Origin of the sequence: Pseudonocardia zijingensis (assembly GCF_042657305.1) — a bacterium.
Lineage (GTDB): Bacteria > Actinomycetota > Actinomycetes > Mycobacteriales > Pseudonocardiaceae > Pseudonocardia > Pseudonocardia zijingensis.
Map to the genome: position 1 here is coordinate 47,030 of NZ_JBHSKO010000012.1, position 25,076 is coordinate 72,105.

Annotated in this window: 26 protein-coding genes and 1 pseudogene; 12 read left to right on the forward strand and 15 right to left on the reverse strand. The window is 74.7% G+C overall.

All coding sequences use genetic code 11. From position 1 onward, the window contains the following. Positions 1-41: 41 nt before the first annotated feature. The 5 genes and pseudogenes from ACFPL3_RS22775 to ACFPL3_RS22795 form a co-directional block, all read right to left on the reverse strand. A complete protein-coding gene (locus ACFPL3_RS22775; protein WP_343940074.1) occupies positions 42-497 on the reverse strand; it encodes a TetR family transcriptional regulator C-terminal domain-containing protein in 456 nt (151 codons plus the stop codon). A gap of 25 nt (positions 498-522) precedes the next feature. Beyond that, positions 523-738 (reverse strand): annotated as a pseudogene (locus ACFPL3_RS22780) (hypothetical protein); the annotation flags it as partial. After that, positions 690-1,739, reverse strand: a complete 1,050-nt coding sequence (locus ACFPL3_RS22785) for an NAD-dependent epimerase/dehydratase family protein (protein WP_343940075.1) — start codon at positions 1,737-1,739, stop codon at positions 690-692. The gene ACFPL3_RS22785 and the pseudogene ACFPL3_RS22780, both read right to left, overlap by 49 nt. A gap of 37 nt (positions 1,740-1,776) precedes the next feature. Then, entirely contained in the window at positions 1,777-3,012 is a 1,236-nt protein-coding gene (locus ACFPL3_RS22790; protein WP_343940077.1) for a cytochrome P450, read from the reverse strand. A 47-nt stretch (positions 3,013-3,059) separates the two neighbouring features. Next, complete coding sequence (locus ACFPL3_RS22795; RefSeq protein WP_343940079.1) at positions 3,060-3,893, reverse strand: LLM class F420-dependent oxidoreductase; 834 nt, start codon at positions 3,891-3,893, stop codon at positions 3,060-3,062. 60 nt (positions 3,894-3,953) lie between these two features. On the opposite strand from ACFPL3_RS22795, the gene ACFPL3_RS22800 reads away from it, so the two are divergent. Next, on the forward strand, positions 3,954-4,526 hold the full coding sequence (locus ACFPL3_RS22800; RefSeq protein WP_343940081.1) for a TetR/AcrR family transcriptional regulator: 573 nt from the start codon (positions 3,954-3,956) through the stop codon (positions 4,524-4,526). Positions 4,527-4,533: 7 nt separating this feature from the next. Here ACFPL3_RS22800 and crcB read toward each other — a convergent pair whose 3' ends face one another. Continuing rightward, positions 4,534-4,926: a fluoride efflux transporter CrcB gene (crcB, locus tag ACFPL3_RS22805; RefSeq protein ID WP_343940083.1), complete on the reverse strand. Its 393-nt coding sequence runs from the start codon at positions 4,924-4,926 to the stop codon at positions 4,534-4,536. Next, positions 4,923-5,366 (reverse strand): fluoride efflux transporter FluC, encoded by a 444-nt coding sequence (locus ACFPL3_RS22810; RefSeq protein ID WP_343940085.1) that lies wholly within the window; start codon positions 5,364-5,366, stop codon positions 4,923-4,925. The genes crcB and ACFPL3_RS22810 overlap by 4 nt, the downstream gene beginning before the upstream one ends. Before the next feature lie 97 nt (positions 5,367-5,463). Between ACFPL3_RS22810 and ACFPL3_RS22815 the strand changes: the two genes are divergently transcribed. Next, positions 5,464-6,258 carry an SDR family NAD(P)-dependent oxidoreductase gene (locus ACFPL3_RS22815; protein WP_343940087.1) on the forward strand — a complete coding sequence of 265 codons (795 nt, stop codon included), beginning with the start codon at positions 5,464-5,466 and terminating at the stop codon, positions 6,256-6,258. A gap of 9 nt (positions 6,259-6,267) precedes the next feature. On the opposite strand, the gene ACFPL3_RS22820 is transcribed toward ACFPL3_RS22815, so the two are convergent. From ACFPL3_RS22820 to ACFPL3_RS22840, 5 genes are all read right to left on the reverse strand, one after another. Then, complete coding sequence (locus tag ACFPL3_RS22820; protein ID WP_379589627.1) at positions 6,268-7,062, reverse strand: enoyl-CoA hydratase/isomerase family protein; 795 nt, start codon at positions 7,060-7,062, stop codon at positions 6,268-6,270. 29 nt (positions 7,063-7,091) lie between these two features. Then, a complete protein-coding gene (locus tag ACFPL3_RS22825; RefSeq protein WP_343940093.1) occupies positions 7,092-8,279 on the reverse strand; it encodes a CaiB/BaiF CoA transferase family protein in 1,188 nt (395 codons plus the stop codon). Beyond that, positions 8,276-9,628 (reverse strand): MFS transporter, encoded by a 1,353-nt coding sequence (locus ACFPL3_RS22830; protein ID WP_343940095.1) that lies wholly within the window; start codon positions 9,626-9,628, stop codon positions 8,276-8,278. The genes ACFPL3_RS22825 and ACFPL3_RS22830 overlap by 4 nt, the downstream gene beginning before the upstream one ends. Before the next feature lie 131 nt (positions 9,629-9,759). Beyond that, entirely contained in the window at positions 9,760-10,791 is a 1,032-nt protein-coding gene (locus ACFPL3_RS22835; RefSeq protein ID WP_343940097.1) for a LysR family transcriptional regulator, read from the reverse strand. Positions 10,792-10,822: 31 nt separating this feature from the next. Then, entirely contained in the window at positions 10,823-12,136 is a 1,314-nt protein-coding gene (locus tag ACFPL3_RS22840; RefSeq protein WP_343940099.1) for an MFS transporter, read from the reverse strand. Positions 12,137-12,257: 121 nt separating this feature from the next. On the opposite strand from ACFPL3_RS22840, the gene ACFPL3_RS22845 reads away from it, so the two are divergent. The 3 genes from ACFPL3_RS22845 to ACFPL3_RS22855 all read left to right on the forward strand — a co-directional run bounded on the left by ACFPL3_RS22845 (position 12,258) and on the right by ACFPL3_RS22855 (position 13,737). Continuing rightward, a complete protein-coding gene (locus ACFPL3_RS22845) occupies positions 12,258-12,728 on the forward strand; it encodes a hypothetical protein (protein ID WP_343940101.1) in 471 nt (156 codons plus the stop codon). A 48-nt stretch (positions 12,729-12,776) separates the two neighbouring features. Then, positions 12,777-13,253, forward strand: coding sequence for a nitroreductase/quinone reductase family protein (locus ACFPL3_RS22850; RefSeq protein ID WP_343940103.1), 477 nt, complete (start codon positions 12,777-12,779; stop codon positions 13,251-13,253). 358 nt (positions 13,254-13,611) lie between these two features. Beyond that, the gene (locus ACFPL3_RS22855; RefSeq protein WP_343940105.1) at positions 13,612-13,737 is read left to right on the forward strand and encodes a nuclear transport factor 2-like protein; all 126 of its coding nucleotides are present in this window, start codon (positions 13,612-13,614) and stop codon (positions 13,735-13,737) included. Positions 13,738-13,817: 80 nt separating this feature from the next. Here ACFPL3_RS22855 and ACFPL3_RS22860 read toward each other — a convergent pair whose 3' ends face one another. Both ACFPL3_RS22860 and ACFPL3_RS22865 read right to left on the reverse strand, forming a co-directional pair. Next, positions 13,818-15,557: an HNH endonuclease signature motif containing protein gene (locus tag ACFPL3_RS22860; RefSeq protein WP_343940107.1), complete on the reverse strand. Its 1,740-nt coding sequence runs from the start codon at positions 15,555-15,557 to the stop codon at positions 13,818-13,820. A gap of 41 nt (positions 15,558-15,598) precedes the next feature. After that, positions 15,599-16,408, reverse strand: a complete 810-nt coding sequence (locus tag ACFPL3_RS22865) for an MBL fold metallo-hydrolase (protein WP_343940109.1) — start codon at positions 16,406-16,408, stop codon at positions 15,599-15,601. 113 nt (positions 16,409-16,521) lie between these two features. Here ACFPL3_RS22865 and ACFPL3_RS22870 point away from each other — a divergent pair, with 113 nt between their 5' ends. Together ACFPL3_RS22870 and ACFPL3_RS22875 are read left to right on the forward strand one after the other, a co-directional pair. Then, the gene (locus ACFPL3_RS22870; RefSeq protein WP_343940111.1) at positions 16,522-17,556 is read left to right on the forward strand and encodes a LacI family DNA-binding transcriptional regulator; all 1,035 of its coding nucleotides are present in this window, start codon (positions 16,522-16,524) and stop codon (positions 17,554-17,556) included. An 86-nt stretch (positions 17,557-17,642) separates the two neighbouring features. Then, positions 17,643-18,344 carry a class I SAM-dependent methyltransferase gene (locus ACFPL3_RS22875; protein ID WP_343940113.1) on the forward strand — a complete coding sequence of 234 codons (702 nt, stop codon included), beginning with the start codon at positions 17,643-17,645 and terminating at the stop codon, positions 18,342-18,344. A 19-nt stretch (positions 18,345-18,363) separates the two neighbouring features. Here the strand turns inward: ACFPL3_RS22875 and ACFPL3_RS22880 are convergent, their stop codons facing one another. Then, a complete protein-coding gene (locus ACFPL3_RS22880; RefSeq protein ID WP_343940115.1) occupies positions 18,364-18,981 on the reverse strand; it encodes a gamma carbonic anhydrase family protein in 618 nt (205 codons plus the stop codon). 140 nt (positions 18,982-19,121) lie between these two features. Between ACFPL3_RS22880 and ACFPL3_RS22885 the strand changes: the two genes are divergently transcribed. From ACFPL3_RS22885 to ACFPL3_RS22905, 5 genes are read left to right on the forward strand one after another with little or no spacing between them, the layout of a single operon-like run. Continuing rightward, positions 19,122-20,213 (forward strand): zinc-binding dehydrogenase, encoded by a 1,092-nt coding sequence (locus tag ACFPL3_RS22885; RefSeq protein WP_379589628.1) that lies wholly within the window; start codon positions 19,122-19,124, stop codon positions 20,211-20,213. A gap of 41 nt (positions 20,214-20,254) precedes the next feature. Further along, entirely contained in the window at positions 20,255-21,499 is a 1,245-nt protein-coding gene (locus ACFPL3_RS22890) for an acyl-CoA dehydrogenase family protein (protein WP_343940121.1), read from the forward strand. Then, entirely contained in the window at positions 21,499-22,476 is a 978-nt protein-coding gene (locus ACFPL3_RS22895) for an alpha/beta fold hydrolase (RefSeq protein WP_343940123.1), read from the forward strand. The genes ACFPL3_RS22890 and ACFPL3_RS22895 overlap by 1 nt, the downstream gene beginning before the upstream one ends. After that, positions 22,473-23,786 carry an MFS transporter gene (locus ACFPL3_RS22900; protein WP_343940125.1) on the forward strand — a complete coding sequence of 438 codons (1,314 nt, stop codon included), beginning with the start codon at positions 22,473-22,475 and terminating at the stop codon, positions 23,784-23,786. Before ACFPL3_RS22895 ends, ACFPL3_RS22900 begins: the two co-directional genes overlap by 4 nt. Then, a complete protein-coding gene (locus ACFPL3_RS22905) occupies positions 23,783-25,030 on the forward strand; it encodes an acyl-CoA dehydrogenase family protein (protein ID WP_343940127.1) in 1,248 nt (415 codons plus the stop codon). The genes ACFPL3_RS22900 and ACFPL3_RS22905 overlap by 4 nt, the downstream gene beginning before the upstream one ends. The last annotated feature ends 46 nt before the right edge of the window (positions 25,031-25,076 follow it).

The following is a 25,076-nucleotide window of genomic DNA, read 5'->3' on the forward strand; positions in this document are numbered from 1 at the left end:
AGGCTCCGTCCCCGGCCCGCGCCGTTCTCGCCGAGCCCGGATCACCGGCTGAGGGCCCGGCGCCACTGCTCGGTGACCGAGCGGCGCAGCCGGTCCGTGTCGACGGCGCCGGGGTCGAGCAGGCGTTGCAGCCCGATCCCGCGCAGCTGGCCGAGCACGGCCGTCGCGACGTCGTCGGGCACGGCCCAGGGCACGACGGTGCCCTCGGCGATCCCGGCGGCGACGTCCTCGCGCAGGTCGGCGCGGAACGCCTCGTCCCGCGTGCGGAAGATCGCGCCCAGCTCCGGTGCGGTGATGGAGTCGGCCCACAGCAGGAGGAACGCCCGGTTCAGGGTGCCGAGCCGGCCGAGTCCGTGGACGTACCCGTCGATCCGCCGCAGGAGGCGCTCCAGGCCGGGCTGCAGCTCGTCGAGGCCGGGCACGAACCCGGTCTGGGAGGCGACGGCAAGTGCTTCGAGGAGTGCCTGCTGAGCCGAAGTGGTGGGTGACGAGCCCACGGCTGTAGCCGGCGCGCTCGCCGACGCGGGCCAGCGTCAGGGAGCGCACACCCTGCTCGACGACGACTTCGGCGGCGGCGGTGAGCAATGCGGCCTCGGCCTGGTCGCGGCGCTGCCTCTGGGTGCGGCGGTCGGTCGGCACGGCACGATGGTATTCACCACTTGCTTGCCGACCGGCAAGTCGGGGGCGGGCTACGGTCTGCTCCCGACCCCCGTCGCGAACTCCCGGGCCCGGCCCCACCGGCTGGTGGCGGGCGAGAGCGGTGGCGTGCCCATCCCGGCGCCGTCACGCAGCCCCTCGAGGAACTCGCCGACGGCGTCGGAGGCGCTGCGCCGCGGCTGCCACCCGAGCTCGGTGCGGGCGCGGCTCGTGTCGAGGACGGGCAGGTGCAGCACCGCGTCGAGCAGTGCGGGGGAGGCCGGTACCAGGTGGGCGAGCCAGGCCGCGGCGAGGCCCGCGCGGACCACCCGCACGGGCACCCGCACCGTCCGCGCGTGCAGCAACCGGGCCAGCTCGGCGGCGTCGACCACGGGGTCGGCCGCGAGGTTGAACGCACCCCGCACGGGCCGGCCGAGCGCCAGGCGGAACGCCTGCGCGGCGTCGTCGGCGTGCAGGGCCTGGAACCGCAGCCCGGGAAGGTCCGGCACCACCGGCACGAGCCCGGGCCGGACCAGCCGCCGCGGCAGCAGCGGTCCGAGGAACAACCTGCGCTGCTCGGCGGCCGACTCGCGCTTGAAGATGAACCCGGGGCGCATCCGGACCACGCGCATCCCGGGGTGCTCGCGTTCGATCGCGTCGAGCACGCGCTCGAGGTAGGCCTTCTCGCGCGTGTAGCCCGCGGCGGGCCACCCGTCGGTCGGCCAGCTCTCGTCCACCGGCCGGTCCTGCGGGCCGGGGGAGTAGGCGCCCACCGAGGAGGCGTACAGGAGCGCGGGCACCCCGGCCGCCGCGGCGGCCCGGAACACCCTGGTGCCGCCGACGACGTTGTTCTCCCAGGTCAGCATCGTGTCGTGGGTGGGCTGGAAGAGCCAGGCCAGGTGGATCACGGCGTCGGCGCCGCGGAAGTGCTCCTCGAGGTCGCCGCGCACGATGTCGGCGGTGGCCCACTCCGTCTTCGGCGGACTCCAGTACGGACGCCTGCGGGCGAGCCCCAGGATCGAGGTCACCGCCGGGTCCTCCGCCAGCGCACCGACCACGCTCGTCCCGACGTTCCCGCTGGCGCCCACCACCACGACCCGCATGCGGCCCGGGTTTCCCGGGCGGCGGGCGTGAAACCCGTCAGCGCGACCCGTCGGCGGCTGCAGCCACTCGCGCTGCCTCCAGCACCACGCCGCTGCGGGGCAGCGTCGGCACCCGGGTGAGGTCGTAGCCGAGGTCCTGCGCCGGCACCGCGTGCGGTGCCCTGGCCAGGGCCCGGACCGCGACGGCCAGCATGGTGAGCGTGACGTCCTCGCCGGGGCACCGGTGCCCGGTGGTGACGTCGCCGCCGCCCTGCGGCACGAGGGTGTCCGGGTCGACGGGCGGGCCGAGGAAGCGGCCGGGGTCGAACCGGTCCGGCTCCGGCCAGTGCGCGGGGTCGTGGTCGGTGCCGTGGACGTCGAGCACGACGAGCCCGCCGCGGGGGATGCGGACCCCGAGGACGTCCTGCGCCTCGCGGGCCCGGGCGGCCAGCACCGGCACGAACGGGTACAGGCGGCGCACCTCGTGCACGAACGCCGCCACGGCCTCGGCGTCCCCGCCGGCGATCCGCTCCCGCCACTCGGGGTGCTCGTGCAGCGCCTTGCCGGCGAACGCCACGAACCAGGCCACGGCGACGGTCGGGCGCACCACGTTGAGCAGCGCCGTGGCGGCCGCGGCGTCGGACAGGCGCGTGCCGCGCTGGTCCGTGGCGTCCGCCGCGCGCTGCAGGGCGCTCCCGTCCGGGGCGTGGACGCGCCCGGCGCGCACCCCGCGGACCAGGCCCTTCGCCCAGCGGCCGATCCGCAGCCGGGCGAGCACGGCGCGGAGGTACGCGGGGCCCGGGGTGGCGAAGCCGTCCAGCACGGCCGCCAGCTGGCGGGCGCGGCGCGGCAGCTCCCCGGCGCCGGCCGGGACGCCCGCCCACGGCAGGACCGCCGCGGTGTGCACCTGGACGGCCTCGTCGAACAGCACAACCCGTTGCCGTTCGGTCCACCGCGCGGTGGCCACGGCCCACTCGCGCTCGGCCCGCTCGCCCAGCGCGGCCACGGTCGTCGGGGTGATCACGCCGAGCGCCAGCGCCTTGCGCAGCCGGTGCTCGGCGTCGTCGAGGCCGTGCACGGTGCCCGGTCCGAAGAGGAGGAGCCCCAGCGGCGCGGGCAGTGACCCCTTGCGGCGCAGCCGGGGGTCGTAGAAGCGCCGCACGCCCGCCGGGCCGCCCACCACCACCGCCTGCCTGCCCAGGAGGCGGGTCGCGACGGCGGGCCGGCCCGCGCGCAGCGACGCCGCCCACGGGTAGCCGGTGCGGAGGAGCTCGATCGTCCGGTCACGGTGCACAGCGGGTCCGTACCCGCGACGGGCCCGCCCATGCCTGTGCCCGCGGGTCAGCCGACGGCGGCGGCGAAGCGGTCGAGCTCGCGCAGCGCCCCGTCGGCGCCCTCGTGGTCGGACAGCTCGAGCAGCACCCGGTCGACCCCCGCGTCCTCGTAGGCGGCCAGCGCGTCGGGGCTGCCCCCGTAGAGGGTGACGGTCACGGTGCGGCAGGCCTCGGCCGCGCGGCGGCGCAGCTCACGGATGTGCTCGCCCAGCTGCTCGGGGGTGAACAGGGGTAGCGGGAGCCAGCCGTCGCCGTGGCTCAGCACCCGGTCCAGCACCGTGGGCCCGACGCCCGCGATGAGCAGCGGCGGGCGCCCGGCGGGCTTGGGCCAGCTCCAGATCGGGTCGAAGTCCACGAACTCCCCGTGGAACTCCGGCTCGTCGTCGGTCCAGATCCTCGTGATCGCCTCGACGTGTTCGAGCATCCGGGCCAGCGGCCGGGCCGGGTCGACGCCGTGGTTGGCCATCTCCTCGGCGTTCCAGCCGGGCCCGACGCCCAGCTCGAACCGTCCCCCGGCGATCACGTCGACGCTCGCGACACGTTTGGCCAGGTTGATCGGGTGGTGCTGGTTGACCAGCGTGACGGCGGTGCCGAGGCGGATGCGCCGGGTGGTGGCCGCGACGGCGGTGAGCGCGACCAGCGGGTCGAGGGTGTGCGAGTAGTGGCGCGGCAGTGGCTGCGGCTGTGCCGCGCCCACCGGCCACGGCGTGTCGCGGCTGGTGGGGATGTGGGTGTGCTCGGCGAGGAAGAGCGAGTCGAACCCGCGTTCCTCCACCGCCCGTCCCAGGCGGACGGGGTCGATGCCGTAGTCGGTCAGGAACGTGACGACGCCGTGGTCCATGCCCCCAGCCTAGCCATAAGTGGCAGTGCACTGACATTTACGGGGTGCTAGCGTCGCGCGGTGGCGGAGGGCAGGGGCGTGCGCGCGGACGCCAGGCGCAACCGGCACGCGATCGTCACGGCGGCGCGCGCGGCCGTCGAGGAGTGGGGCGACGGGGTCTCGCTGGAGCAGATCGCCCAGCGCGCGGACGTCAGCGCGCGCACGCTGTTCCGGCACTTCCCCACCCGCGACGACCTGCTCGCGGCGGTGCTCGAGGACTACTTCGCCGAGCGCGTGGAGCCGGTGCTGCAGCGGGCCGCCGCCGACCCCGACCCGCGCCGCGCGCTGGAGACGGTGCTGAGGCAGATCACCGCCGCGTTCGTCGAGCACCCGGGGATGCTGGCGCTCGGCGCCGCCGCCCGCACCGCCGAGATCACGGCCCGCTACCGGGAGCCTCTCGCCGAGCTGCTGGCCCGGGCCCGCCAGGCGGGCGCGGTGCGCGCCGACCTCACCCCGGACGACGTCCCGTGCCTGGTCACGATGCTCGTGGCCGGTGCGGCCACCGCGGGCGGCTGGTCGCGCTACCTCGCGCTGCTGCTCGACGGCCTGGCCCCGGCCGCGGCCCGCGCACCGCTGCCACCGGCCGGCACGTGACGGCCGGTCAGCCGACCGCCAGACCGGCCGCCCACCAGGACAGCGCCGCCGCCAGCAGACCGGCCACCACGCTGCCCACCACGTAGACCACGGCGGTGACCGGTGCACGCTTCTCGACCAGGGTGACGGTCTCGTAGCCGAAGGTGCTGTAGGTGGTGAGCGCCCCGCAGAAGCCGGTGCCGAGCACCGCCTGCACCGCGGCGGGCACCACGCCGTCGGGGAGGGCGACCACGGCGCCGGTGAGCGCGCCGAGCACGGCCGACCCGGCCACGTTGACGGCGAACGTGCCCCACGGGAACCGGCCGCGGTAGCGCGACCGCACGGCCCGGTCGACGAGGTAGCGCAGGGGAGCGCCGACGGCTGCGCCCAGCGCGACCCACAGCACCGCGGCCCCGCTCACCGCCCGCCCTCCCGCGGCTGCGGCGCCCGGCCGGCCGCCACGCGGGTGGCGACGACGCCGATCCCGCAGGCGAGCACGGCGAGCACAGGGGTGGCCACCACGTAGGCGAGGGCGGCGAGCGGGCGCCCCGCGTGCGCCAGGGTCAGAACGTCCACGGTGGCGGTGGAGAACGTGGTGTACCCGCCCAGCACCCCGACGCCGAGGAACGGGCGCACCAGCCGGTGCGCCACCGTGAGCTCCGTGATCACCACCATGAGCACGCCGATCAACAGGCAGCCCGACAGGTTCGCCACGAGCGTGGACCACGGCCAGCCCGCTGGTCCGTGGGGGAGGAGCACCCCGAGCCCGTAGCGGGCCTCGGCGCCGAGCACGCCGCCCGCGGCGACGACCCCCAGCACGGACGCCTCGCGACGACGTGCGCGGGCCCGTTCCCCCGTCATCCGCCGCTCCCGTGCCCGACCACCCCGCACCAGGGCCGTCACGCTACCCGGGCGCGCCCGGTGGTTCGGCGCGGCCGTCCGGCGGGAAGTCACCGGTATGGAGATCGATCTGTCCGGTCGCACGGCCCTCGTCACCGGCTCGACGCAGGGCATCGGGTACGCGATCGCAGTCGGGTTGGCCTCGGCCGGGGCCCGGGTCGCGGTGAACGGCCGCAGCGCCGAGCGCGTGGAGGAGGCCGTGCAGCGGCTGCGGGCGCAGGTGCCCGGGGTGGAGGCGATCGGTGCGGTGGCCGACGTGGCGGACGCGGAGCAGACCGCGGCGCTCGTGGCCGACCTGCCCCGCGTCGACGTGCTGGTGAACAACCTGGGGATCTTCGGCGCCCGCCCGGTGCTGGAGGTCGACGACGCGGAGTGGCGGCGCTACTTCGAGGTCAACGTGCTGTCCGGCGTGCGGCTCACCCGGGCCTACCTGCCCGGGATGATGGAGCGCGGCTGGGGGAGGGTCCAGTTCATCGGCAGCGACTCGGCGGTGGTGATCCCCGCCGAGATGGTGCACTACGGCATGACGAAGACCGCGCTGCTCGCCGTCTCGCGCGGCTACGCGAAGGCGGCGGCCGGCACCGGCGTCACGGTCAACTCGGTGCTGGCCGGGCCGACGCACACCGGGGGCGTGGAGGACTTCGTGGCCGAGATGGTGGGGGCGGACCTGCCGTGGGACGAGGCCCAGCGCCGGTTCATGCGCGAGCACCGGCCGCAGTCGCTGCTGCAGCGGCTGATCGAGCCGGAGGAGATCGCGCAGATGGTCACCTACCTCAGCTCGGACCTCGCCTCGGCCACCACCGGCGCGGCCGTGCGCGTGGACGGCGGGTACGTCGACGCGATCGTGCCCTGATCTCCACGCCTACCGGCCGGTGAATACCGGTTCCCGGCGCTCGAGGAACGCGCGGGCGGCCTCGCGGGCGTCGTCGGTGTGGAACGTGGCCACCATCCGCTCGCTCTCGGCGTCGAGGTAGTCGGGGAGCGGCATCCGGTCGGCGTCGTGCAGGTTCGCCTTCATCGCCCGGGCCGCGCGCGGGGCGAACCCGGCCAGCCGCGCGGTGAGCGCGGCGAGGTCGGCGGCGAAGGAGTCGTCCGGGCTCACCCGGGTGACCAGCCCGGCGGCCGCCGCGTCCCGCGCGGGAAGCCGGCCCGGCAGCAGGAACAGCTCGCGGGCCCGCGCGTGACCGACGATGCGGGTGGCGAACCAGATCCCGCCGAGGTCGCCGGACAGGCCGGCGCCGAGGAACGCGGTGTTGAACACGGCGCGTTCGGCGGCGATCCGCAGGTCGCACGCCAGCGCGAGGGACAGACCCGCACCCGCGCACGCCCCGTTGACCGCCGCCACGGTGACCTGCGGCAGCCGGTGCAGCCGCTCGGCGATCCCGCCGACGCGGCGCAGCCGGGCCAGGTCGGCCCCCACCGAGTCGCCGCGCAGGGTGCGCCGCTCCGGGGGTGCGGCGAGGTCGGCCCCCACCGAGAACGCCGACCCGTGGCCGGTGAGCACGACCACCCGCGTGTGGCGGTCGCCTGCGAGGTCGGTCAGCTCGCGGTCCAGGTCGTCGAGCAGCTCCACCGCGAACGCGTTGCGGCGCCCCTCGTTGCGCAGCGCCAGCGTCGCGACGCCGTCGTGGTCCGCGCGGTCCACGCCTGCGGGCACATGGCCTCCTCCCGCCGCCGGGGCGGCGCTCACTCCTCGCCCATGCGGACGACGCCGCGCCGGGCGAGGTCGCCGATCTCGGCCACCGGGTAGCCGAGCTCGGTCATGATCTGCCGGGTGTGCTCTCCGACCCGCGGCGCCGGCGCGGCCCCGGTGGTCGCGGCGCCGTCCCCGTCGCGCCACGGGGTGCGCACCACGGTGCGGCCCGGGTGGCCGTCGACGTCGGTGAAGGTGCCGGAGGCGCGCACGTCGGGATGCTCGACGACCTGGTCGTAGGTGTTGATGGCCCCCGCGACGATGCCGTTGCCGACGAGCACCTCGATCGCCTTCTCGCTGGTGAGCTCGCCGAATGCGGGGGCGAGCTCGGCGAGCAGCGCGTCGCGGTGGGCCACGCGGTCGGGGTTGGTGGCGAACCGCGGGTCGTCGGCCAGCTCGGGGCGCCCGATGAGCGCGCAGAGCTTCGCGAAGTGGGCGGGCGTGTACGCGGACAGCACGATGGCCCCGTCGGCGGTGGGCACCACGTCGGCGGCCGGTGCCACCGTCGGCTGCCCGTTGCCCTTGCGCTCGGGCACCTGTCCGGTGAGGAAGTACTCGCCCCACGTGGTGGCCTGCAGGTGGATGGCCACGTCGAGGAGCGACACCTCCACGTCGCGTCCGGTGCCGAAGCGCAGCCTGCCGATGTAGGCGGCGAGCACCGCCTCGGCCAGGACGTGCCCGGCTGCGGCGTCGACCACCGGCACCCCGACCCGCTGCGGGTCGCGCCCGGCCTCCCCGGTGATCGACATCAGGCCGCTCTCGGCCTGCGCGGCGATGTCGAACCCCGGCCGATCGCGCGAGGGGCCGTGCCGGCCGAAGCCGCTCACCGAGCCGTAGACGACGCCGGGGTTGACCGCCCGCACGTCCGCGGGCCCGAGGCCGAAGGCCTCCATCACCCCGGTGCGCAGGTTCTGCAGCACGATGTCGGCGTCGCGCACGAGCCGCTGCGCCACCTGCCGCCCCTCGGGCGTGCGCAGGTCGACGGCGATGGAGCGCTTGCCCCCGTTGTAGCCGTCGACCATCGCCTGGCCGTAGACGCCGATCTGCCGCGCGGACTCGCCGCCCACCGGCTCCACCTTGATCACGTCCGCGCCCATCTCGGCGAGCGCGGCACCCGCGGCGGGCGCGGCGATGAACTGCCCGAAGTCGACGACCCGGACCCCGTCGAGCGGCTGCCTCACCCCGGCACCGCCTGGCCGTCCTCCTCCTGGAGGCGGGCGATGTCGCGCTCGGGGTTGATGAACAGCAGCGACGCCAGACCGCCCACGACGATCACCACCGCGCTGATCGCGAAGCCCACCCCGTACCCGGCGGGCGACGCACCGTCGCCGATGGAGAAGCCGAGCACGAGGGGCGCGATCACGCCCGCCATGCTGTAGAAGGCCACGAGGCATCCCAGCACGGCGCCCCGGTGGCCCGGGAGCACCAGGTCGGCCACGATCGTGAGCGCCACCCCGTAGGCGGCCGAGTTCAACGAGAAGGCGAACGCCACGAACGCCATCTGCAGCGCGCCCGCGGGCACCACGGTGAACAGGTACATGCAGAGCCCGCCGGTCACCACGAAGCCCACCGACAGCCCGCCGCGGGCCCAGCGCCGCGAGACCCCTGCCGCGATCATGCGGTTGGACACGAACCCGGCGCTCACGGCGGCGATCGCCGCCACCGCGTACGGGGCCGTCACGAGCCGGCCCGCGGTGATCGGGTCGTAGCCGAGGCCCTGCTCGAGGTAGAGCGGCAGCCAGGAGACCCGCAGCGTGGTGGTCCAGTAGCCCACGAAGGCCAGCAGCGCGACGCCCAGGATCGTCGGGGTGCGCAGCTGGCGGCCCAGGAGCCGCCAGTCGGTGCGGGTGCGGGCCGCCGGGCGGGCCGCCGCCGTGGTCTCCTCGGGCGAGGGCCTGCTCAGCAGGAACCAGGTGACGAGCCAGACCAGCCCCGCGACGATCAGCACGAGGAACGCCGCGTGCCAGTCCCACGTGGCGATCACCATGGTCAGTACCGGCGCCGCGATCAGCGGGCCCACCGAGCTGCCCGCGCTGATGACGCCCGCGGGCAGGGCGCGCTTCTCCGGCGGGAACCACGAGTGCACGACGTGGGTGGCGAGCGCGTACGCGGGCCCCTCGGCGAAGCCGAGCACCACGCGCGACACCAGCAGCAGCCCGAACCCGACCGGGAACAGCAGCGGGACCATCGTCAGTATCCACACCGCCATCAGCGCGGGCAGCAGCAGGCGCACCGAGATCCGCGTGCTCAGCGCCCCGACGACCAGGGCCCCGACGGCGAACAGCCAGAAGAACGAGCTCTGCACCACCCCGAATTCGGCCGGGGTGATGCCCAGGTCACGCATGATCGCGCTGCCGGCGAAGCCGAGCGCGGCCTTGTCGGCGAAGTTCAGGAGCATGAACGCGAACGCGAGGGCGGTGGCCGTCCACGCGCCGCGACGCAGCCCCTCGGCCCCCGGCGACGGTGCTGCCGGGGTGGCGACGGGTGGTGTCTCTACTGGTGCTGCCTCGGTGCGTGGCGTCTCTGCCATGGTCTCTCCCGCGGTATCGGGCCGCGGGAGGGCGAGCGGGCCATCCCCGGGGCCGGTCCGGGCACCAGTCAAGGCCCCGGGACCGACAGCGTCAAAGACCGGAAACCACCCGGTCCGATTGATGCTGCCTATCATTCGGTGGGCGTCCGGGAGGGGATGCGCGCCACCGGCGAGCGGTCGGCGAACGTGGTGCGCTGCCGGCGGCGGACGGCCAGGTCGATCGCGGCCGTGGCCTGGACCCGCCCGAGCCCCGTGGCCATGCGCCGCTCCACCGCCCGCTCCCACGATCGCACCCGGTCGCGGGTGAAGTCGAGGAAGGCCTCCGTGGCCGCGGTGAGCGGACCCAGCCGGTAGATCACGCCGATCTCGCGGCGCAGCGGCGGCACCAGCTCACGCACCACCGCGTCGCGCAGGAGCGCGTCGAGGGCGAGGCGCAGCGGCACGATCGCCGCGCCGCCGCCGTTGAGGACCATCGGCAGTACGGCGCCCCGCTGCGGCACCTCCACCGACACCAGGGGCTCGACGTCGGCGGCCCGCAGGCTCCCCTCGATCCACTCGCGGGTCGTCGCGTGCCGTTCCCCCAGCACCAGCGGCACCCCGTCGAGATCGGCGAGCCGGACGGCGTCGGAGAACCCGCCGTCGGTGCCCGGCGGGGCGACGAGCACGAAGTGCTGGGTGAGCAGCCGCTCGTGCACGAGCCCGTCGCGTGGGTGCGGAAGCACGCTCACCCCGACCTCGCACTCGCCGGAGGCCACCAGGTCGGCGACCTGCGGGACGCCACCCCGCTCCTCGATGCGCGCGCTGACCCGCGGGTTCTCCACCCGGAACTGGGCCACCCAGATCGCGGCCGGGTCGGCCGACAGGTCGGCGAGCGAGGCGACGTCGATCCGGCCCGCCTCGAGGTCGCGGACCTCGCGCACGGCGTCGTAGGCCGAGCCGAGCGAGCGCAGCACCTGCCGGGCCGGCCCGACGAGCGCCTCACCCGCGGGCGCGAGCACCAGACCCCGCCCGACGCGGTGGAACAGGTCCGTCTGCAGGTCACGCTCCAGCCGCCGCAGCGACTGGCTCAGCGACGGCTGAGCGACGTGCAGCGCGGCCGCGGCCCGGTGCACGCCGCCGTGCTCGACGACCGCGAGGAAGTACTCGAGCTGACGCAGGTCCACCGGCCGAGTCTCGCAGCCCGCGCGGCGCCGATCAGGTCGGCACCGATGCCCCCTTCCGCAGCGACGCGCCGTAGGGGTCGGGGGAGAGGAAGGCGGTGACGATCGTGATCGCGACCATGGCGGACATGTAGAGGGCGATCGCGTCGTAGCCGCCGGTGGCGCTGAAGAGCGCGGTGGCGATCACGGGCGCGAGCCCGCCCGCGAAGACGCTGGCGGCCTGGGCGCCGATGGAGGCCCCGCTGTAGCGGACCTGGGGCTCGAAGAGCTCCGAGAAGTACGCGGGCTGCGGGCCGTACACGGCGCTGTTGCCGACGTTCACGGCCACGACGGTGGCCAGGATGATCAGCGGGACCGACTGCGTGTCGAGCGCCCAGAAGTAGGGCCAGCTCATGGCGAGCAGGACGAACGATCCCCACAGCACCACGGGGCGGCGGCCGAACCGGTCGCAGGCCCAGCCGTAGAACGGCAGGCTGAACAGGCCGATCGCGGAGGAGACGATCACCGCCAGCAGCAGGTGGTTGCGCTGCATGCCGAGGGTGGTGCCGTAGGTGAGCACGAACGTGGTGTGGATGTAGAACGTGCTGTTCTCGGCGAAACGCAGGCCGGCGGCGCGCAGGACGTTCTTCGGCTGCGTGCGCAGCACGGCGAGCACGGGCAACCGCTCGATCTTGCCCGCGGCCTTGGCCTCTTCGAAGACCGGCGATTCCTGGATCTTGAGCCGGATGACGATCCCGACGACGACCAGCACGATGGACGCGAGGAAGGGGATGCGCCAGCCCCAGGCCAGGAACGCCTCCTCCGACATGCTGCCGGACATCATGAGGATGGCGAGGTTGGCCGTGAGCATGCCGGCGGGCACGCCGACCTGCGGCCAGCTGCCGAAGAACCCGCGGCGGTGGGGCGGGGCGTGTTCGACGGCCATGACGGCGGCCGCGCCCCACTCACCGCCGATGCCGATGCCTTGGGCGATCCGGAGGATCACGAGGATGATCGGGGCGGCCACGCCGATGGAGTCGGCGGTGGGCAGCAGCCCCACGAGGAACGTGCCGCCGCCCATGAGGAGCACCGACAGCACGAGCATGGATTTGCGGCCGATCTTGTCGCCGTAGTGGGCGAAGACGATGCCGCCGATCGGGCGGGCGATGAACCCGACACCGAACGTCGAGAGCGCGAGCAGGGTGCCGGTGAGCGGGCTCGCGTCGGGGAAGAAGAGCTTCCCGAACACGAGTGCGGCGGCCGCGCCGTAGACGAAGAAGTCGTACCACTCGATGGACGTGCCGATCAGGGTGGCGAGGGCGACCTTGCGGGTGCTGTTGGGAACGGGTGCGGGCGGAGCAGGATGCATCGATGAACCCTCCGGTGTTCCGCTAAGCGGAATCTCCGTTTCGCATGATCTCGGCAGCGTACGGCCGGATCCGCCGGTCGGCATAGCCCGTCGTCGAGATGGCGGTAACGACCGCGCTCCGGTGGCCGAACCGGGAGGTGTGTCCGCCGCGCGGATCCTGACCGCCCTCGCCCTCGTCGCCCCGCTGCTCGTGGGCTGCACCCAGGCGGTCGCCGGCAGCGCCGCGGCCGACCCCGCCGTCGTGGCCCGGCTCGCGCAGGAACGCGAGTGCCGCGCGGCGGGCGACGCGATCGTCACCGCGGTCCGCACGGTGGTGCAGCGCGTCGACAACGGCGGTCTCCTCGACGGCTCGGCCGCCGACGCCATGATCGGCGAGGTCCCCATCACCCGGCTCGGCAGCAACCTGTCGAACTCCTGCGGGCCCGAGCTGGTGAGCGCGGAGTACTCGCGCATCCTCGTCGAGGTCGACGCCGAGCCGGCCACCACGTTCTTCGGCCGCATCGCGCTGAACGCGGCGATCATCGGCCTGTGTCGGGTGGAGGGCACCTCCATCGTGCTCGACGAGCGGGCCCGCCGGGTGTGCGTCGGGTGACCTGGTCAGCACCCGAGCGTCGGGTGGTCGGTGTGGGAGGGGCTCGGCATGGTTGAGGCACGTAGGTCGGCACCGCGGGTTCCGCCCCGTTGGTTCGTGCGTTCCGCCTGGTCGGTGCACCGGGCCCTGTACCGGGCGACCGGCGGCCGGAGAGGCCTGTGGCGACCGAAGCCCGGTCGCTGGGGAACCATGCGGCTGACAACCACCGGGCGCCGCTCCGGCCGCGAGCGCAGCGTGATCCTCGCCTACCTCGAGGACGGTCCGAACCTCTTCACGCTCGCGATGAACGGCTGGGCCGACGGCGAGCCGGCCTGGTGGCTCAACCTGCAGGCGCACCCTGACGCCACGGTGGTGCTCGTCGACGGCGCTCGCCGCGTGCGCGCCCGCGCGGCGCACGGGGACGAGCGGGCGCGGCTGTGGGCGACGTGGCGCGAGGTCGAACGGGATCTGGACGGCTTCGCCGCGCTCCGGTCGGGGGAGACCGCGGTGGTGGTGCTGGAGCCGCGGGCGGCGCGCCGCGCCTGAGCACCGCAGACGGACGCACGGCGGCGAGGACGCCTGAACCTGCCTGCATCCCCGCCGCAGACGGCGCACAGCGCCACCGACGGTGTGCCCGCCGAGTACGCGACGTGGCGCGAGGCCAGATGGGACGAGATCGGCGGGCCGAACGGCAAGGCGAAGGTCGAGGTGGAACGCCTCACGACCCCCCGGAGCACCGAGGCCATCCTCGCGCCGCCACCGTCTGGCACAACGACGGAAAGGGCGACTCGACGATCGACGAGAACATCTCCGGCATGGAGGCTCAGATCGAGCCCATCGAATCGATGCGCTACGACATCACCCAGCAGTTCTCCAGCCCGGCGAACTCCTCCAGCAACACGTCGTGAACGTGGTCACCAAGGACGGAACGCTCTTCCGCGTCGACGCGGCCGTGTACTTCCGATTCGACGACGGCCTCATCACCCGCATCGAGGAATACGCCGGCTCGCCCAGCACCAACGACGCCTGACCGAGCCGCGCACGACCCAATGCCCCCGGAGGGTGCGCTATGTCGTGAGGCGTCAGCGGACGCCGTCATCGGGGCGGACTTCAGGTATTCAGAACGGCGGCGGACCGTCGCCGGGCGGTCGGCGTTGCGGTGGTGGCGGCCGGGGCGGATCGGTGGTGTCGGGCTCGAGGATCCGGGGCTCGAAGCGGCGCAGGCGCCGGTCGGGCTCGGCGGTGGCTTCGTCGGTGTCGTCGGCGGGGGTGGGGCCGGGGTTCGGCTCGGAGGTCGGGGCGGATCGGTTCGCCGCGGGTGCGGTAGACGCGCCCGAGCGGGCTGATCCACTGGAACAGGCCAGGTTCGGGCTGGGTGAGCGTCCAGCCGCGGTCCTCGTCGCCGTGGTGGCGCCGGCAGGCCGGGCCGATGTTGGTGTCGACCGTGGGGCCGCCGCGGCTGTGGTCCCGGGTGTGGTCGAGGTCGGAGCGGCGCGCCGGGCGGGTGCAGCCGGGCCCGATGCAGTTGCGGTCGCGGATGCGGATGTGGTCGGCCAATGCGCCGCGGGCGAAACGCGTGCCCGGACGGGCGGCGAGCCGCTCCAGCCGGGCATGGCGGTCGGCCCACGCGGCGGCGATCTCGGCCAGTACGCCTTCCCACTCGGCGGGGACGGAGCCCGGGTGGGCGCCGTGGCGCCGCAGTTCGCGGAGCGTGACGTGCAGTTCGACCACGCCGCCGCGGACCGCAGGCGGACGCTCCGAGGTGCGGGGGCGGCGGCGCAACGGACCGGCCAGCAGCAGGTGGCCCCGGGAGTCGACGACCGCGAACCTCCAGGCCGCACCCCGGCGCTGGGCGGCGGTGGCGGCGCGGGCGACGCTCGCCCCGACCGGTCCGAGCCCGGCGATCTCCCCGGGACGGTCGTCCAGCCCCGCCGCGGTGGCGAGTCCGAGGCGGATCTCGATTCCTTCCCGGACGGCGCCGCCCTCCCGGACGGTGGCCGGCTGGTCGTCGGGACGGCGGCCGGTCAGGAGCCGCTGGATGATCTGCTCCTCGGTGAGCAGGTGGAAGCTGCCGTCGAGCATGCCGAGGTAGAGGTCGGCGGAGATCTGGGGCCGCGTGCCCGGGTGGCCGGCCCGCTTGGCGGTCTCGACGAGCCGATCCAGCCGGGCCGCTGCGGCCGCGGCCTCGTGGGCCGGCAGCCCGTTGCCGACGAGGGTGGCGGTGCCCGTGCGCGGGTCGAGGTACAGGGCGACACCGCGGGCCTGGACGGCGCGCTCGTAGCGGCGCCTGCGCAGCGCGGGGTCGATGGCCTGCACGGCCCGGTGCAGCCGGTCGGCGAGCTGTTTGGTGGTGAGGCCCGGTGCGGGCGGCAGGTACCTCTCGCACAGCGCCTGGGCCTGCTCCTCGGTGATGTCGCCGAGTGCGGGGTCGAGGTACTCGACGAACACGCGCGCCTTGCTCCGGTCGATGTTTCCGTGGCGTAGCGCCGCCTGCACGAGCGGGAGGCGTTCGACGAGCGCGGTGGCGAGGGCGAGCTCGCGATCGGCGGCGCCGGTGGTCCAGGTGAGCGCGGCGGCGATCTCGGGGGCGGCCCATTCCTGCTGCTCGGCCGCGCGGGCCACCGCCTCCGCGGTGTCGAGCTCGGCGAGCGCGACGGTGTGGGAGAGCTCGACCAGCTCGGCGAAGAGCTCCGCCTGCGCATGGGCGAGTTGCCGGGAGCGGGCTCGGAGGACGTCCACCCGGCGGGCATTGGGCACCGCGGCGGCTGCCGGCTGCTCCAGGACCGCGGCCAGCGCGGGCCCGGGCGGCAGGTCCACCGCCCGGTCGAGGAGATCCGCCACTCCGGCCATGCATCGAACTTACGTTCGACCCCTGACAATTGCCGGTGCGCTCAGGTCAGGTGGTCGAAGTCGCCCCGCACCCAGCCGATGTACCGGTCGGCCGACCGGCGCACGGCCGCCCGGGCATCGCGGTCGATCGTCTTGCCGAAGTTGTCGTAGAGCCGGTCGAACTCCAGGTGCTCGACGCCGCGGGTGACCCGGTCCACCACCGCCGCCGAGAGCGGGATCCGGTTCGGGTAGCTGCGCATGAACGTGGCGGTGACGCGGTCCGGGTTGGCCTGGATCGTGTCGCCGCCCAGGAGCACGCCGCCGCCCCCGGCGCCCGCGGCCCAGTGCGCCACCGCGCTGCCCGGGAAGTGGCCGCCCAGCTGCAGGAGGGTGACCCCGGGCACGACCTCGAAGGGGTCCGACCACGTGCGGATCGCGGGGTCCGGCCTGGCCACCCACTCCTCGTCGGCCGCCGAGACGAAGATCGGCGCGTCGCCGAGGGCGCGGCTCCACTCGACCTGCACGCCGTACATGTGCGGGTGGCTCGCGACGATCGCGGCTACCTCGCCGAGCTCGCGCACGCGGCGGGCGGCGTCCTCGTCGACGTAGCCGACCATGTCGAAGATGACGTTGCCCGCCGGGGTGCGCACGAGGTGGGCCTGCTGGCCGATGCCGAGCTTGGGCTCGACGGTGATGCCGAAGAGGTCGGATTCGAGCTCGCGCACCTGCACCTGGTGGCCGGCCTCCGCGAGCTCCTCGAGGGTGGTCCACCGTTGCCCGTCGGCGGGGACCCACTGGCGTTCGTCGGCGCAGATGGCGCACACGTCGACCTTCTCGGCGTGCTCCACGGCGCAGGTGCTGCAGATGATCACAGGCCCGAATCCGATCTTGTACTATCGTTTGTACACCGTCGGCGTCCACTGAACCGCAGGGCGCCGGACGATGTCAACGCCAATGTTCAAGATCGACGCGGTGGGGGAGGCTCGTGCCCACGACGTCCGGAGGCTCGCCGCGGCGCGTCACGCTCCGGGACATCGCCCGGGAGGCCGGGGTGTCGGTGACGTCGGCCTCCCGCGCCCTGCACGGGGTCACCGGGAGCGCGCGGGCCCCGTCGGCGGAGACGGCCGCGCGGGTGCGCGAGGCCGCGGCCCGGCTCGGCTACTCGCGCGACCAGCTGGCAGGCGGCCTGCGCACCAGGCGCAGCCGCCTGCTCGGCATGCTCGTCCCGCGGCTGTCGGACTACGTCCTGGCCACGATCTACGAGGGCGTCGAGGAGGAGGCGGGCCGCGCCGGGTACCGCACGGTGGTGGCCAACACCCACGACGACCCGGACGAGCAACGGGCCCGCGCCGAGGTCATGCTCGACCACCGCGTCGAGGGGCTGATCATCGGTGACGCCTCGCCGCGCGGCGGGCTGCTCGCCGACCTCGAACGCCGCGGTGTGCCGTTCGTGCTGGTCAGCCGGCGGGGCGGCGCGTTCCCCGCCGCTACCGGCGACGACCTCGCCGGCGGCCGCGCGGTGGCCGGGCACCTCCTCGACCGCGGCCACGAACGGGTCGCCGTGCTCGCCGGCGAGGCCTACGCGAGCACCGGCAGCGAGCGGACCGCCGGGTTCCTGGAGCGCTGGACGGCCGCGGGCCGCACGGTGCCGCCCGACCGGGTCGTCCACGGCCCGTTCGACGCCGCGGGCGGGCGCCGCGCGATGGAACGGGTACTCGAGACCCCCGGCCCGCCCCCCACAGCCGTGTTCGTGGTGAACGACTTCGCCGCCATCGGCGCGATGGGCGCCCTGCGCGACGCCGGGCTGCAGGTCGGCCGCGACGTCGCGCTCGTCGGCTACAACGACGTGCCGCTGTCGGCGGAGCTGCCGATCCCGCTCAGCAGCGTCACCACCCCGAACCTGGAGATGGGGCGCACCGCCGTGCGGCTGCTGCTCGACATCCTGGAGGGCGGGCGGCCGGGCTCCGTGCTGCTGCCGCCGCGGCTGCGAGTGCGCGCGTCCAGCGACCTGGGACCCTGACGAGCCGGATCGCCGGGGTTTCGGTTGTCCATGGTCGTTGTGGCAACAATGGCCAACCGGAACCGCGCGTCGGATACCGTGCCCTCGTGGATGATCCACTCGCCGGGGTGTGGGAGCGCCGGGCGGGGGAGTGGGCGGCGTGGGCCCGCACCCCGGGCCAGGACGTGCACTTCACGCACCTCAACTGGCCCGCGTTCGCCGAGCTCCTCCCGCCACCGGGACGCCTGACGCTCGACCTGGGCTGTGGCGAGGGGCGGGTCGGGCGGCAGCTGCGGCCCGCGGGGCACCGGGTCGTGGGGGTGGAGCCCGCCCCGACGCTCGCGGCGCTCGCCCGCGATGCCGGGGGGTACGAGCAGGTGCTCGACGCCGACGCCACCGCGCTCCCGCTGGGCGACGGTGCGGCGGACCTCGTGATCGCGTTCATGAGCTTGCACGACATGGACGACCCGGCGGGCGCCATCGCCGAGTGCGGGCGGGTGCTCGCACCGGGTGGGCTGCTCTGCCTGGCGATCGTGCACCCGCTCAACAGGCCCGCGGAGGCGCTGGCGGACTACTTCGCGCACCAGCGGGTGGTGGTCCCCGTGGAGGCGAACGGCCTCACGATGACGTTCGAGGCGATCGACCGCCCGCTCGAGCACTACACCCGCGCCCTGGAGGGCGCCGGGTTCGTCGTGGAGGCGCTGCGCGAGCCGCGGCCGGACGCAGCCGTCGTGGCGGAGCACCCGCGGCTCGCGGGCGCGGCGGCGTGGCCGCTGTTCCTGCACGCGCGCTGCCGCCGCGCGGGCTGACCGGCGCTGACGGCACCCGTCACCCGGGTTCGCTCGGGTCGTCCTCGTCGAGCACGCGGTCGGCGCGGTGCGCGCCGTAGAACTCCACCTGCCGCGCCATGATCGTCCGCATCGGTGTGTCCCGCGCGACGCCGTAGACGGTGCCCGGGAAGTCGAGCTGCCGCTGGACCTCCCACAGCTCGTCGTGCCGGTCGGGTGGGAACAGCTGCGCGGGGTCGCCCGCCGCGATCCAGCCGATCGGCACGACGGTGCCCGCCGGCAGCTTCGAGTTCACGTGGAGCACGCTGCCGATGCGCAGCTCCGACCCGGTGCCCGCGACCGAGCCGGGGAAGAGCGATGCCCCGGTGGCCACGAACACCTCGTCGTCCACCGTGGCGCCGTTGACGTGGGCGTGCGGTCCGACGAGGACCGCGTCGCCGAGCACCGCGGGGTGCCGGGCGCGGCCGCGGACGAGCGCGTTCTCCATGATCACCACGTCGGCGCCGACGCGGATCTCGCCGTCCTCCGCGGTGAGCACGGCGCCGTGCAGCACGCGGGCCCGTTCCCCGAGGACGACGGCTCCGCACAGGACCGCAGACGGGGCCACGTACGCGGAGGGCGGGACTGCCGGGCGGTGGCCGCGGTGCTCGACGAGCATCGGCCGAGTCTAGGGCGGGCGAAGTTTGTATGACAAGAACTCGGGGGCTGCGGCGGCCTCTGGGTCATTCCAGGAGGCGGAAGGATCCTTGACGGCCTCTGGATCGGCATGAATTGTATGACCATCCGACAGAGAGGCGGATGGCGATGCGGGCAGCGGTGCTGGGGGCGTTCGGATCCGCGCCGTCCGTCGAGGACGTCGAGCTGATGACGCCCGGCCCGCACGACGTGGTGGTGCGCCCCGGCGCCGTCGAGGTCTGCGTCACCGACTCCTACGCGCTGCGGCCGGGCCCGCTGGCCCACCCGCCCGCGATCCTGGGCCACTCCGCGGCCGGTGTGGTGGAGGAGGTGGGGGCCGCCGTCACCACCGTGGTGCCCGGGGACCGGGTGGTCGTGGCGGGCACCCCGGAGTGCGGCGAGTGCTTCTGGTGCGACCGCGGTGAACCCCACCAGTGCCGCGAGATCTTCGAGGGCGCGGTCCGCCACGTCGCGCGGCGGGCGGACGGCACACCGATCAGCGCGGCGGGCGGCGTCGGCACCTACGCCGAGCGGCTGCTGCTGCGCGAGTACGGGGTGGTGCGCGTGCCGACGAGCCTGGCCGACGAGCACCTGTGCCTGCTCAGTTGTGGCGCCACGAGCGCGATGGGGGCCGTCTTCGGCATCGCGCGGGTCGGGCTGGGCGACACGGTCGCCGTGTTCGGCGCCGGCCGGATCGGCGGCTGGATCGTGCAGTGCGCCCGGCTGGCCGGGGCCGTGCGCATCGTGGCGGTCGAGCCGATGGCCGAGCGGCGGGAGCGGGCGGCGGGGCTCGGCGCCACCCACGTGCTCGACCCGGCCGACGGCGACGTGGTCGAGCGGATCCGGGACCTCACCGGCGGTCGCGGCGCCGACGTCGCGTTCGAGGCCGCGGCCGACGCCGCGGCGGTGCGCGCGTCGTTCGACGCCACGCGGCGGGGCGGGGTCGTCGTGCCGCTCGGGATGGTCGACTGGGGCGTCACCGTCGACCTACCGGTCAACGACCTCGCGATGCGCGGCCGCGAGATCCGCAGCTGCCAGTACGGCAACGTCGACGTGCGCCGCGACCTGCCGCGCTTCGCCCGGGTGCTCGAGTCCGGGCTGCTCGACCCCGCCGCCATGGTCGACCGCACCTACCCGCTCGCCGAGGCAGGCAAGGCGCTCGCCGCCGCCGCCGACCGGGAACTGATCACCGCCGTCCTGCTGCCCCAGTGCTGATGTTGCACGCCTGACCGCCACCCGACGCGATCGAGGGAGCCATGACCACCACCGCCTCACCGGCGCCGTCCGCGGCGGCCCAGCCGGATCCCACCCCCGCGCAGCTCGTGCAGACCGTGATCGACCTGCGTCCGGAGCTGGTGGCGGCGCAGGCCGAGACCGAGGAGCGCACCTACTACTCCCCGGAGCTGCACGAGAAGCTGCGCGCGGCCGGGCTGTACCGGGTGGTGCAGCCGAAGCGCTACGGCGGGCTCGAGTGCGACGCCCCGACGTTCGCGCGGCTGCAGCTGGAGATGGCCCGCGGGTGCGTGTCGACGGCCTGGTGCTGGGCGCTGTCCTCGAGCCACGCGCTGCAGATCGGCTCCTACTTCCCGGAGTCGGCGCAGGAGAAGATCTTCGGCGACGGCGACTTCCGCTGCGCGTCGGTGGCGTCGCCGGACGCGGTCGCGCAGCGCGAGGGCGACACGTGGCGGCTGGACGGCACGGTGCGCTACTGCTCCGGCATCCCGTACTCCACGCACTTCATGGGGCAGGCGCTGGTCGCGGGGATCCCGCCGCAGGAGGCCGCGCAGCACATGCTGCTGTACGTGGCCCCGCGCAGCGAGTGGACGATGCTCGACGACTGGGGCGACACCCTGGGCCTGCGCGGCAGCGGCTCGCACAGCATCCGGCTGGAGGGCGGGCGCATCCCGGCCGAGTTCGCGGTCGAGGACACTTCGATGGTCAACGTGGACGTCTCGGGCGGCACGCCGGGGCTCGCGCTGCACGGCAACCCGATGTACGTGGGCCGCGCGCTGGCGCCGTTCACGATTTCCCTGGCCGCGCTCACCACGGGCGCGGGCTACAGCGCGCTCGACGAGTTCGAGCACCAGATGCGCACCCGCAAGACCAGCGTGCCACCGATGGTGCCGCGGCTGGGTGACGCCGACCACCAGCGCTGGTACGGCACCGCGCTGGGCAAGCTCGCCACCGCGGAGGCGCTGACGATCCGCTGCGCCGAGGAGCACATGGAGATCTGCGAGCGCACCGCGGCGGGCGGCGAGCCCTACAGCGAGGAGGACGAGCAGCGCATCGGCATCGTGGCGCGCGAGGCGATCGTGCAGGTGTGGGAGGCGGTCGACCAGGCGCTGTTCCGCAACGTCGGCTCGAGCGCGATCAAGGCCGGGCAGCGGTTCGAGCGGGTGTGGCGCGACCTCACGATGATCGCGAGCCACCGCAACACGGGCTTCCGGGAGACCTCGTTCCGCAAGCTCGCCCAGCTGCACCTCGGCCTGCCGGTCACGTGATGGGCACCGGGGAGCTCATCACCTCGCGGCGCGGGTTCTTCTGGATCGGCACGGAACGGGTCCGGCACGGCGACGACACGGTGCCGCGGGCGCCGATGTTCGTGGCCTGGGAGGAGCCCGAGCACGTCACCGCGGAGTACCCGGTGGTGCTCGTGCACGGCGGCGGGGGACAGGGCACCGACTGGATGGGCACCCCGGACGGGCGGCCCGGCTGGGCGGGCGAGCTCGTGCGCCGCGGGCACCGGGTGTACGTGGTGGACCGGCCGGGGCACGGGCGCTCGCCGCACCACCCCGACGTGCTCGGCCCGATGGGCCCGCCGTTCGGCTACGAACGGCTCAAGGACCTCTTCGCCCCGGACGCCGCCGCGGAGCGGCACATCCAGTGGCCCGGCTCCCGCGACCTCGCCGACCCGCTGTTCGACCAGGTCGCGGCCCCCACCGGCCCGATGCTCGCCGACCTCGCCGCGAGCCAGCGCCTCGACGCGGAACGGCTCGTGCAGCTGCTGGAGCAGGTCGGCCCCGCGGTGCTGCTCACGCACTCGGCGGGGGCGCCGGGCGGGTGGCTCGCGGCTGACGCGCGCCCGGAGCTGGTGGGGGCGCTGCTCGCGCTGGAGCCGATGGGCCCGCCGTTCCTCACCGTGCCGGACGGGCCGCGGCTGCTGCCGTGGGGGCTCACCGCGGCCCCGCCCGCGTTCGACCCGCCGGTGACCGACCCGGCCGGCATCGAGCCCGGCACGCACCGGCTCCCGAACCTCGCGAAGGTGCCGATCGGCGTGTTCACCGGGGAGGCGTCGGCCTTCGACGGCTTCGGTGGCGACGTCGTGGCGTTCCTGGCGGCCGCGGGGTGCCGGGCCGAGCACGTGCGCCTCGCCGAGCGGGGCGTGCGCGGCAACGGCCACGCCGTGCAGTTCGAGCGCAACAACCGCGAGGCGCTCGCGGTGCTGCTGGGCTGGCTCGAGGAGGTGACCGACCGGTGAGTGAGCCGACGCCGGGCCGGGTGTCCACGTGGCGGGTGGCGTCCGCGAGCTTCGCGGGCACCACCGTGGAGTACTACGACTTCGCGATCTACGGCACCGCCGCGGCGCTCGTCTTCCCGGAGCTGTTCTTCCCCGAGGCCGACCCGTTCGTGGGCACGCTCGCGTCGTTCGGCACGTTCGCGGCGGGGTTCCTCGCGCGCCCGGTCGGCGGGGTGCTGTTCGGGCACTTCGGCGACCGCGTGGGCCGCAAGCGCATGCTCGTGATCACGCTCGTGCTGATGGGCGTCGCGACCACCGCGATCGGCCTGCTGCCCGGCTATGCCGCGGCGGGCGCTCTGGCCCCGACGCTGCTGATCGTCCTGCGGCTGGCGCAGGGGATCGCGTTCGGCGGGGAATGGGGCGGGGCCGTGTTGCTCGCCTACGAGTACGCACCGCCCGACCGCAGGGGCTTCTTCGCGAGCCTCCCGCAGACGGGCCCGGCCGCGGGCGTGCTCCTGGGCAACCTGGCCTTCCTGCCGGTGGCCGCCCTCCCCGACGACGAGCTGCTCTCGTGGGGCTGGCGGGTGCCGTTCCTGGCCAGCATCGTGCTGATCGCGATCGGGATCGTCGTGCGGCTGCGGATCGCCGAGTCGCCCGAGTTCGTGGCCGTGCAGGAGGCGGGCGCCGAGGCGCGGGTGCCGCTGGTGGAGGTGCTGCGCCACAACCTGCGCGAGGTGCTGCTGGTCTGCGGCGGCTTCCTCGGCTTCGGCGCGCTCTCGATCGTGGCCGCGACGTTCCTGCTGAACCACGCCACGGTCACCCTCGGCGTCGACCGGTTCGCGGTGATCACCGCGATCCTGATCGCGAACGTCGTGCAGCTCGGGGTGGTGCCGCTGTCGGGCTGGATGGCCGACCGGTACGGCGCGCGCCCGGTGGTGCTCACCGGGGCGGTGGCGTCGATCGTGGGGATCTTCGTGCTGGTCGGCGCGGTGGAGACCAGGGACGTCGGGCTGATCACGCTCGGGTACGTGCTCGGCTTCGGCCTGCTGTACTGCATCGGCTACGGCGCGCAGCCGTCGGTCTACGCCGGGGCGTTCGACGCCCGCGTGCGCTACACGGGCATGTCGCTGGGCTTCCAGCTCGCCACGGTGCTGGGCAGCGCGGTCGGCCCGGGCGTGTCCGCGATCGTGCTACAAGCAACCGGGCAGCCCTACGCCGTGGCGGCGTACGTCGGCGCGATGCTGGTGATCTCCCTGGTGTGCCTGGCCGTCCTGACCGGACGCCCGCGCCCGGCCGCGGTGCCGGCAGCGCTGAGCGGGAGGGGAGCATGACGAGGACGCATCCCACGCGGCGCGTGATCGAGCCGCCGGAGCCGGATCTCACACCGGAGGCGATGATCGCGCGGGCCGTCGCGATGCGCGACGACCTCGTGGCCGAGGCGCCGGAGGGGGAGGAGCGCGGCGGCTACTCGCAGCGGCTGCACGAGCGCTTCACCGAGGCCGGCTTCTACCGGGTGCTGCAGCCGCGCCGCTACGGCGGGTACGAGTTCGGGCTCGACACGTTCTTCCGGCTCATCACCGAGCTCTCCCACGGCGACCCGGCCACCGGCTGGTCGGTGTGCCTGGCCTCGGACCACATCTTCCACATCGCGTCGTTCTTCTCCGAGCAGGCGCAGGAGGAGCTCTTCGCCCCCGACGGGCACTTCTGCGCCCCGCACCGGGCGGCGCCCACCGGCACCGCCGAGCGCGTGCCGGGCGGCTACCGGGTGAGCGGCACGTGGGACTACTGCTCCGGGATCACCCACGCCACGCACTTCATCGCCACGGCGATGGGGCCCGCACCCGGCACCGACGGCCCGCCGGTGCCGCTGGCCTGCGTGCTGCCGCGCGGCGACTACGCGGTGCTGGGCGACTGGGGCGGCGGCGCCACGCTGGGCCTGCAGGGCACCGGCTCCAACTCGGTGCGCGTGGACGACGTGTTCGTGCCCGAGCACCTCGCGGAGCACTACGACTGGAAGGCCTTCGCGATGCCGCCGGACGGCACGCCCGGCTACCGGCTGCACCGCAACCCGCTCTACCTGGGGCGCTCGCTCACGATCTACTACGGCGGGCTCGCCGCTCCGGTGGTCGGCGCGGCGTACGCGGCGCTCGACGAGTACGAGCAGATCCTGCGCACCCGTCCCACCACCGTGCCGCCGAAGGTGCTGCGCTGCGAGTCGCCGGATTACCAGCGCTGGTTCGGGGAGGCGCAGAGCCTCGCCGACTCCGCGCTCGCGGTGCTCGTGGCCGCGGGCGAGAGCTACATGGCCGCGGGCCGCGAGTGGGAGCGCACCGGCGCCTTCCCCGTGGGCGCCGACGCGCGGGCGCGGGGGATGGCCCAGCAGGCCGCGCGCCTGGCCGCCGACGCCGTCGACCGGCTCTTCAGCACCGGCGGGACGTCCGCGGCGAAGCGCGGCTCGCGCCTGCAGCGCTGCTTCCGCGACGTCGCCATGTACCGCACGCACATCGGTGCGCAGGCGGACCTGCACTTCGCGGCCAACGCCCGCGTCCACTTCGGACTCCCCACACCGCTGTGACCCGCTCAGCCGAGACCCGTCGAGGAGGCTCCCGTCGTGACCGACC

What these genes read in the sequence shown, in the direction of transcription:
- ACFPL3_RS22785 (WP_343940075.1), bottom strand. Translation starts at nt 1,739, where the DNA reads ATGCGGGTCGTGGTGGTGGGCGCCAGCGGGAACGTCGGGACGAGCGTG.
- ACFPL3_RS22795 (WP_343940079.1), bottom strand. Translation starts at nt 3,893, where the DNA reads ATGGACCACGGCGTCGTCACGTTCCTGACCGACTACGGCATCGACCCC.
- ACFPL3_RS22810 (WP_343940085.1), bottom strand. Translation starts at nt 5,366, where the DNA reads ATGACGGGGGAACGGGCCCGCGCACGTCGTCGCGAGGCGTCCGTGCTG.
- ACFPL3_RS22815 (WP_343940087.1), top strand. Translation starts at nt 5,464, where the DNA reads ATGGAGATCGATCTGTCCGGTCGCACGGCCCTCGTCACCGGCTCGACG.
- ACFPL3_RS22830 (WP_343940095.1), bottom strand. Translation starts at nt 9,628, where the DNA reads ATGGCAGAGACGCCACGCACCGAGGCAGCACCAGTAGAGACACCACCC.
- ACFPL3_RS22840 (WP_343940099.1), bottom strand. Translation starts at nt 12,136, where the DNA reads ATGCATCCTGCTCCGCCCGCACCCGTTCCCAACAGCACCCGCAAGGTC.
- ACFPL3_RS22850 (WP_343940103.1), top strand. Translation starts at nt 12,777, where the DNA reads ATGGTTGAGGCACGTAGGTCGGCACCGCGGGTTCCGCCCCGTTGGTTC.
- ACFPL3_RS22860 (WP_343940107.1), bottom strand. Translation starts at nt 15,557, where the DNA reads ATGGCCGGAGTGGCGGATCTCCTCGACCGGGCGGTGGACCTGCCGCCC.
- ACFPL3_RS22880 (WP_343940115.1), bottom strand. Translation starts at nt 18,981, where the DNA reads ATGCTCGTCGAGCACCGCGGCCACCGCCCGGCAGTCCCGCCCTCCGCG.
- ACFPL3_RS22885 (WP_379589628.1), top strand. Translation starts at nt 19,122, where the DNA reads ATGGCGATGCGGGCAGCGGTGCTGGGGGCGTTCGGATCCGCGCCGTCC.
- ACFPL3_RS22890 (WP_343940121.1), top strand. Translation starts at nt 20,255, where the DNA reads ATGACCACCACCGCCTCACCGGCGCCGTCCGCGGCGGCCCAGCCGGAT.
- ACFPL3_RS22895 (WP_343940123.1), top strand. Translation starts at nt 21,499, where the DNA reads ATGGGCACCGGGGAGCTCATCACCTCGCGGCGCGGGTTCTTCTGGATC.
- ACFPL3_RS22905 (WP_343940127.1), top strand. Translation starts at nt 23,783, where the DNA reads ATGACGAGGACGCATCCCACGCGGCGCGTGATCGAGCCGCCGGAGCCG.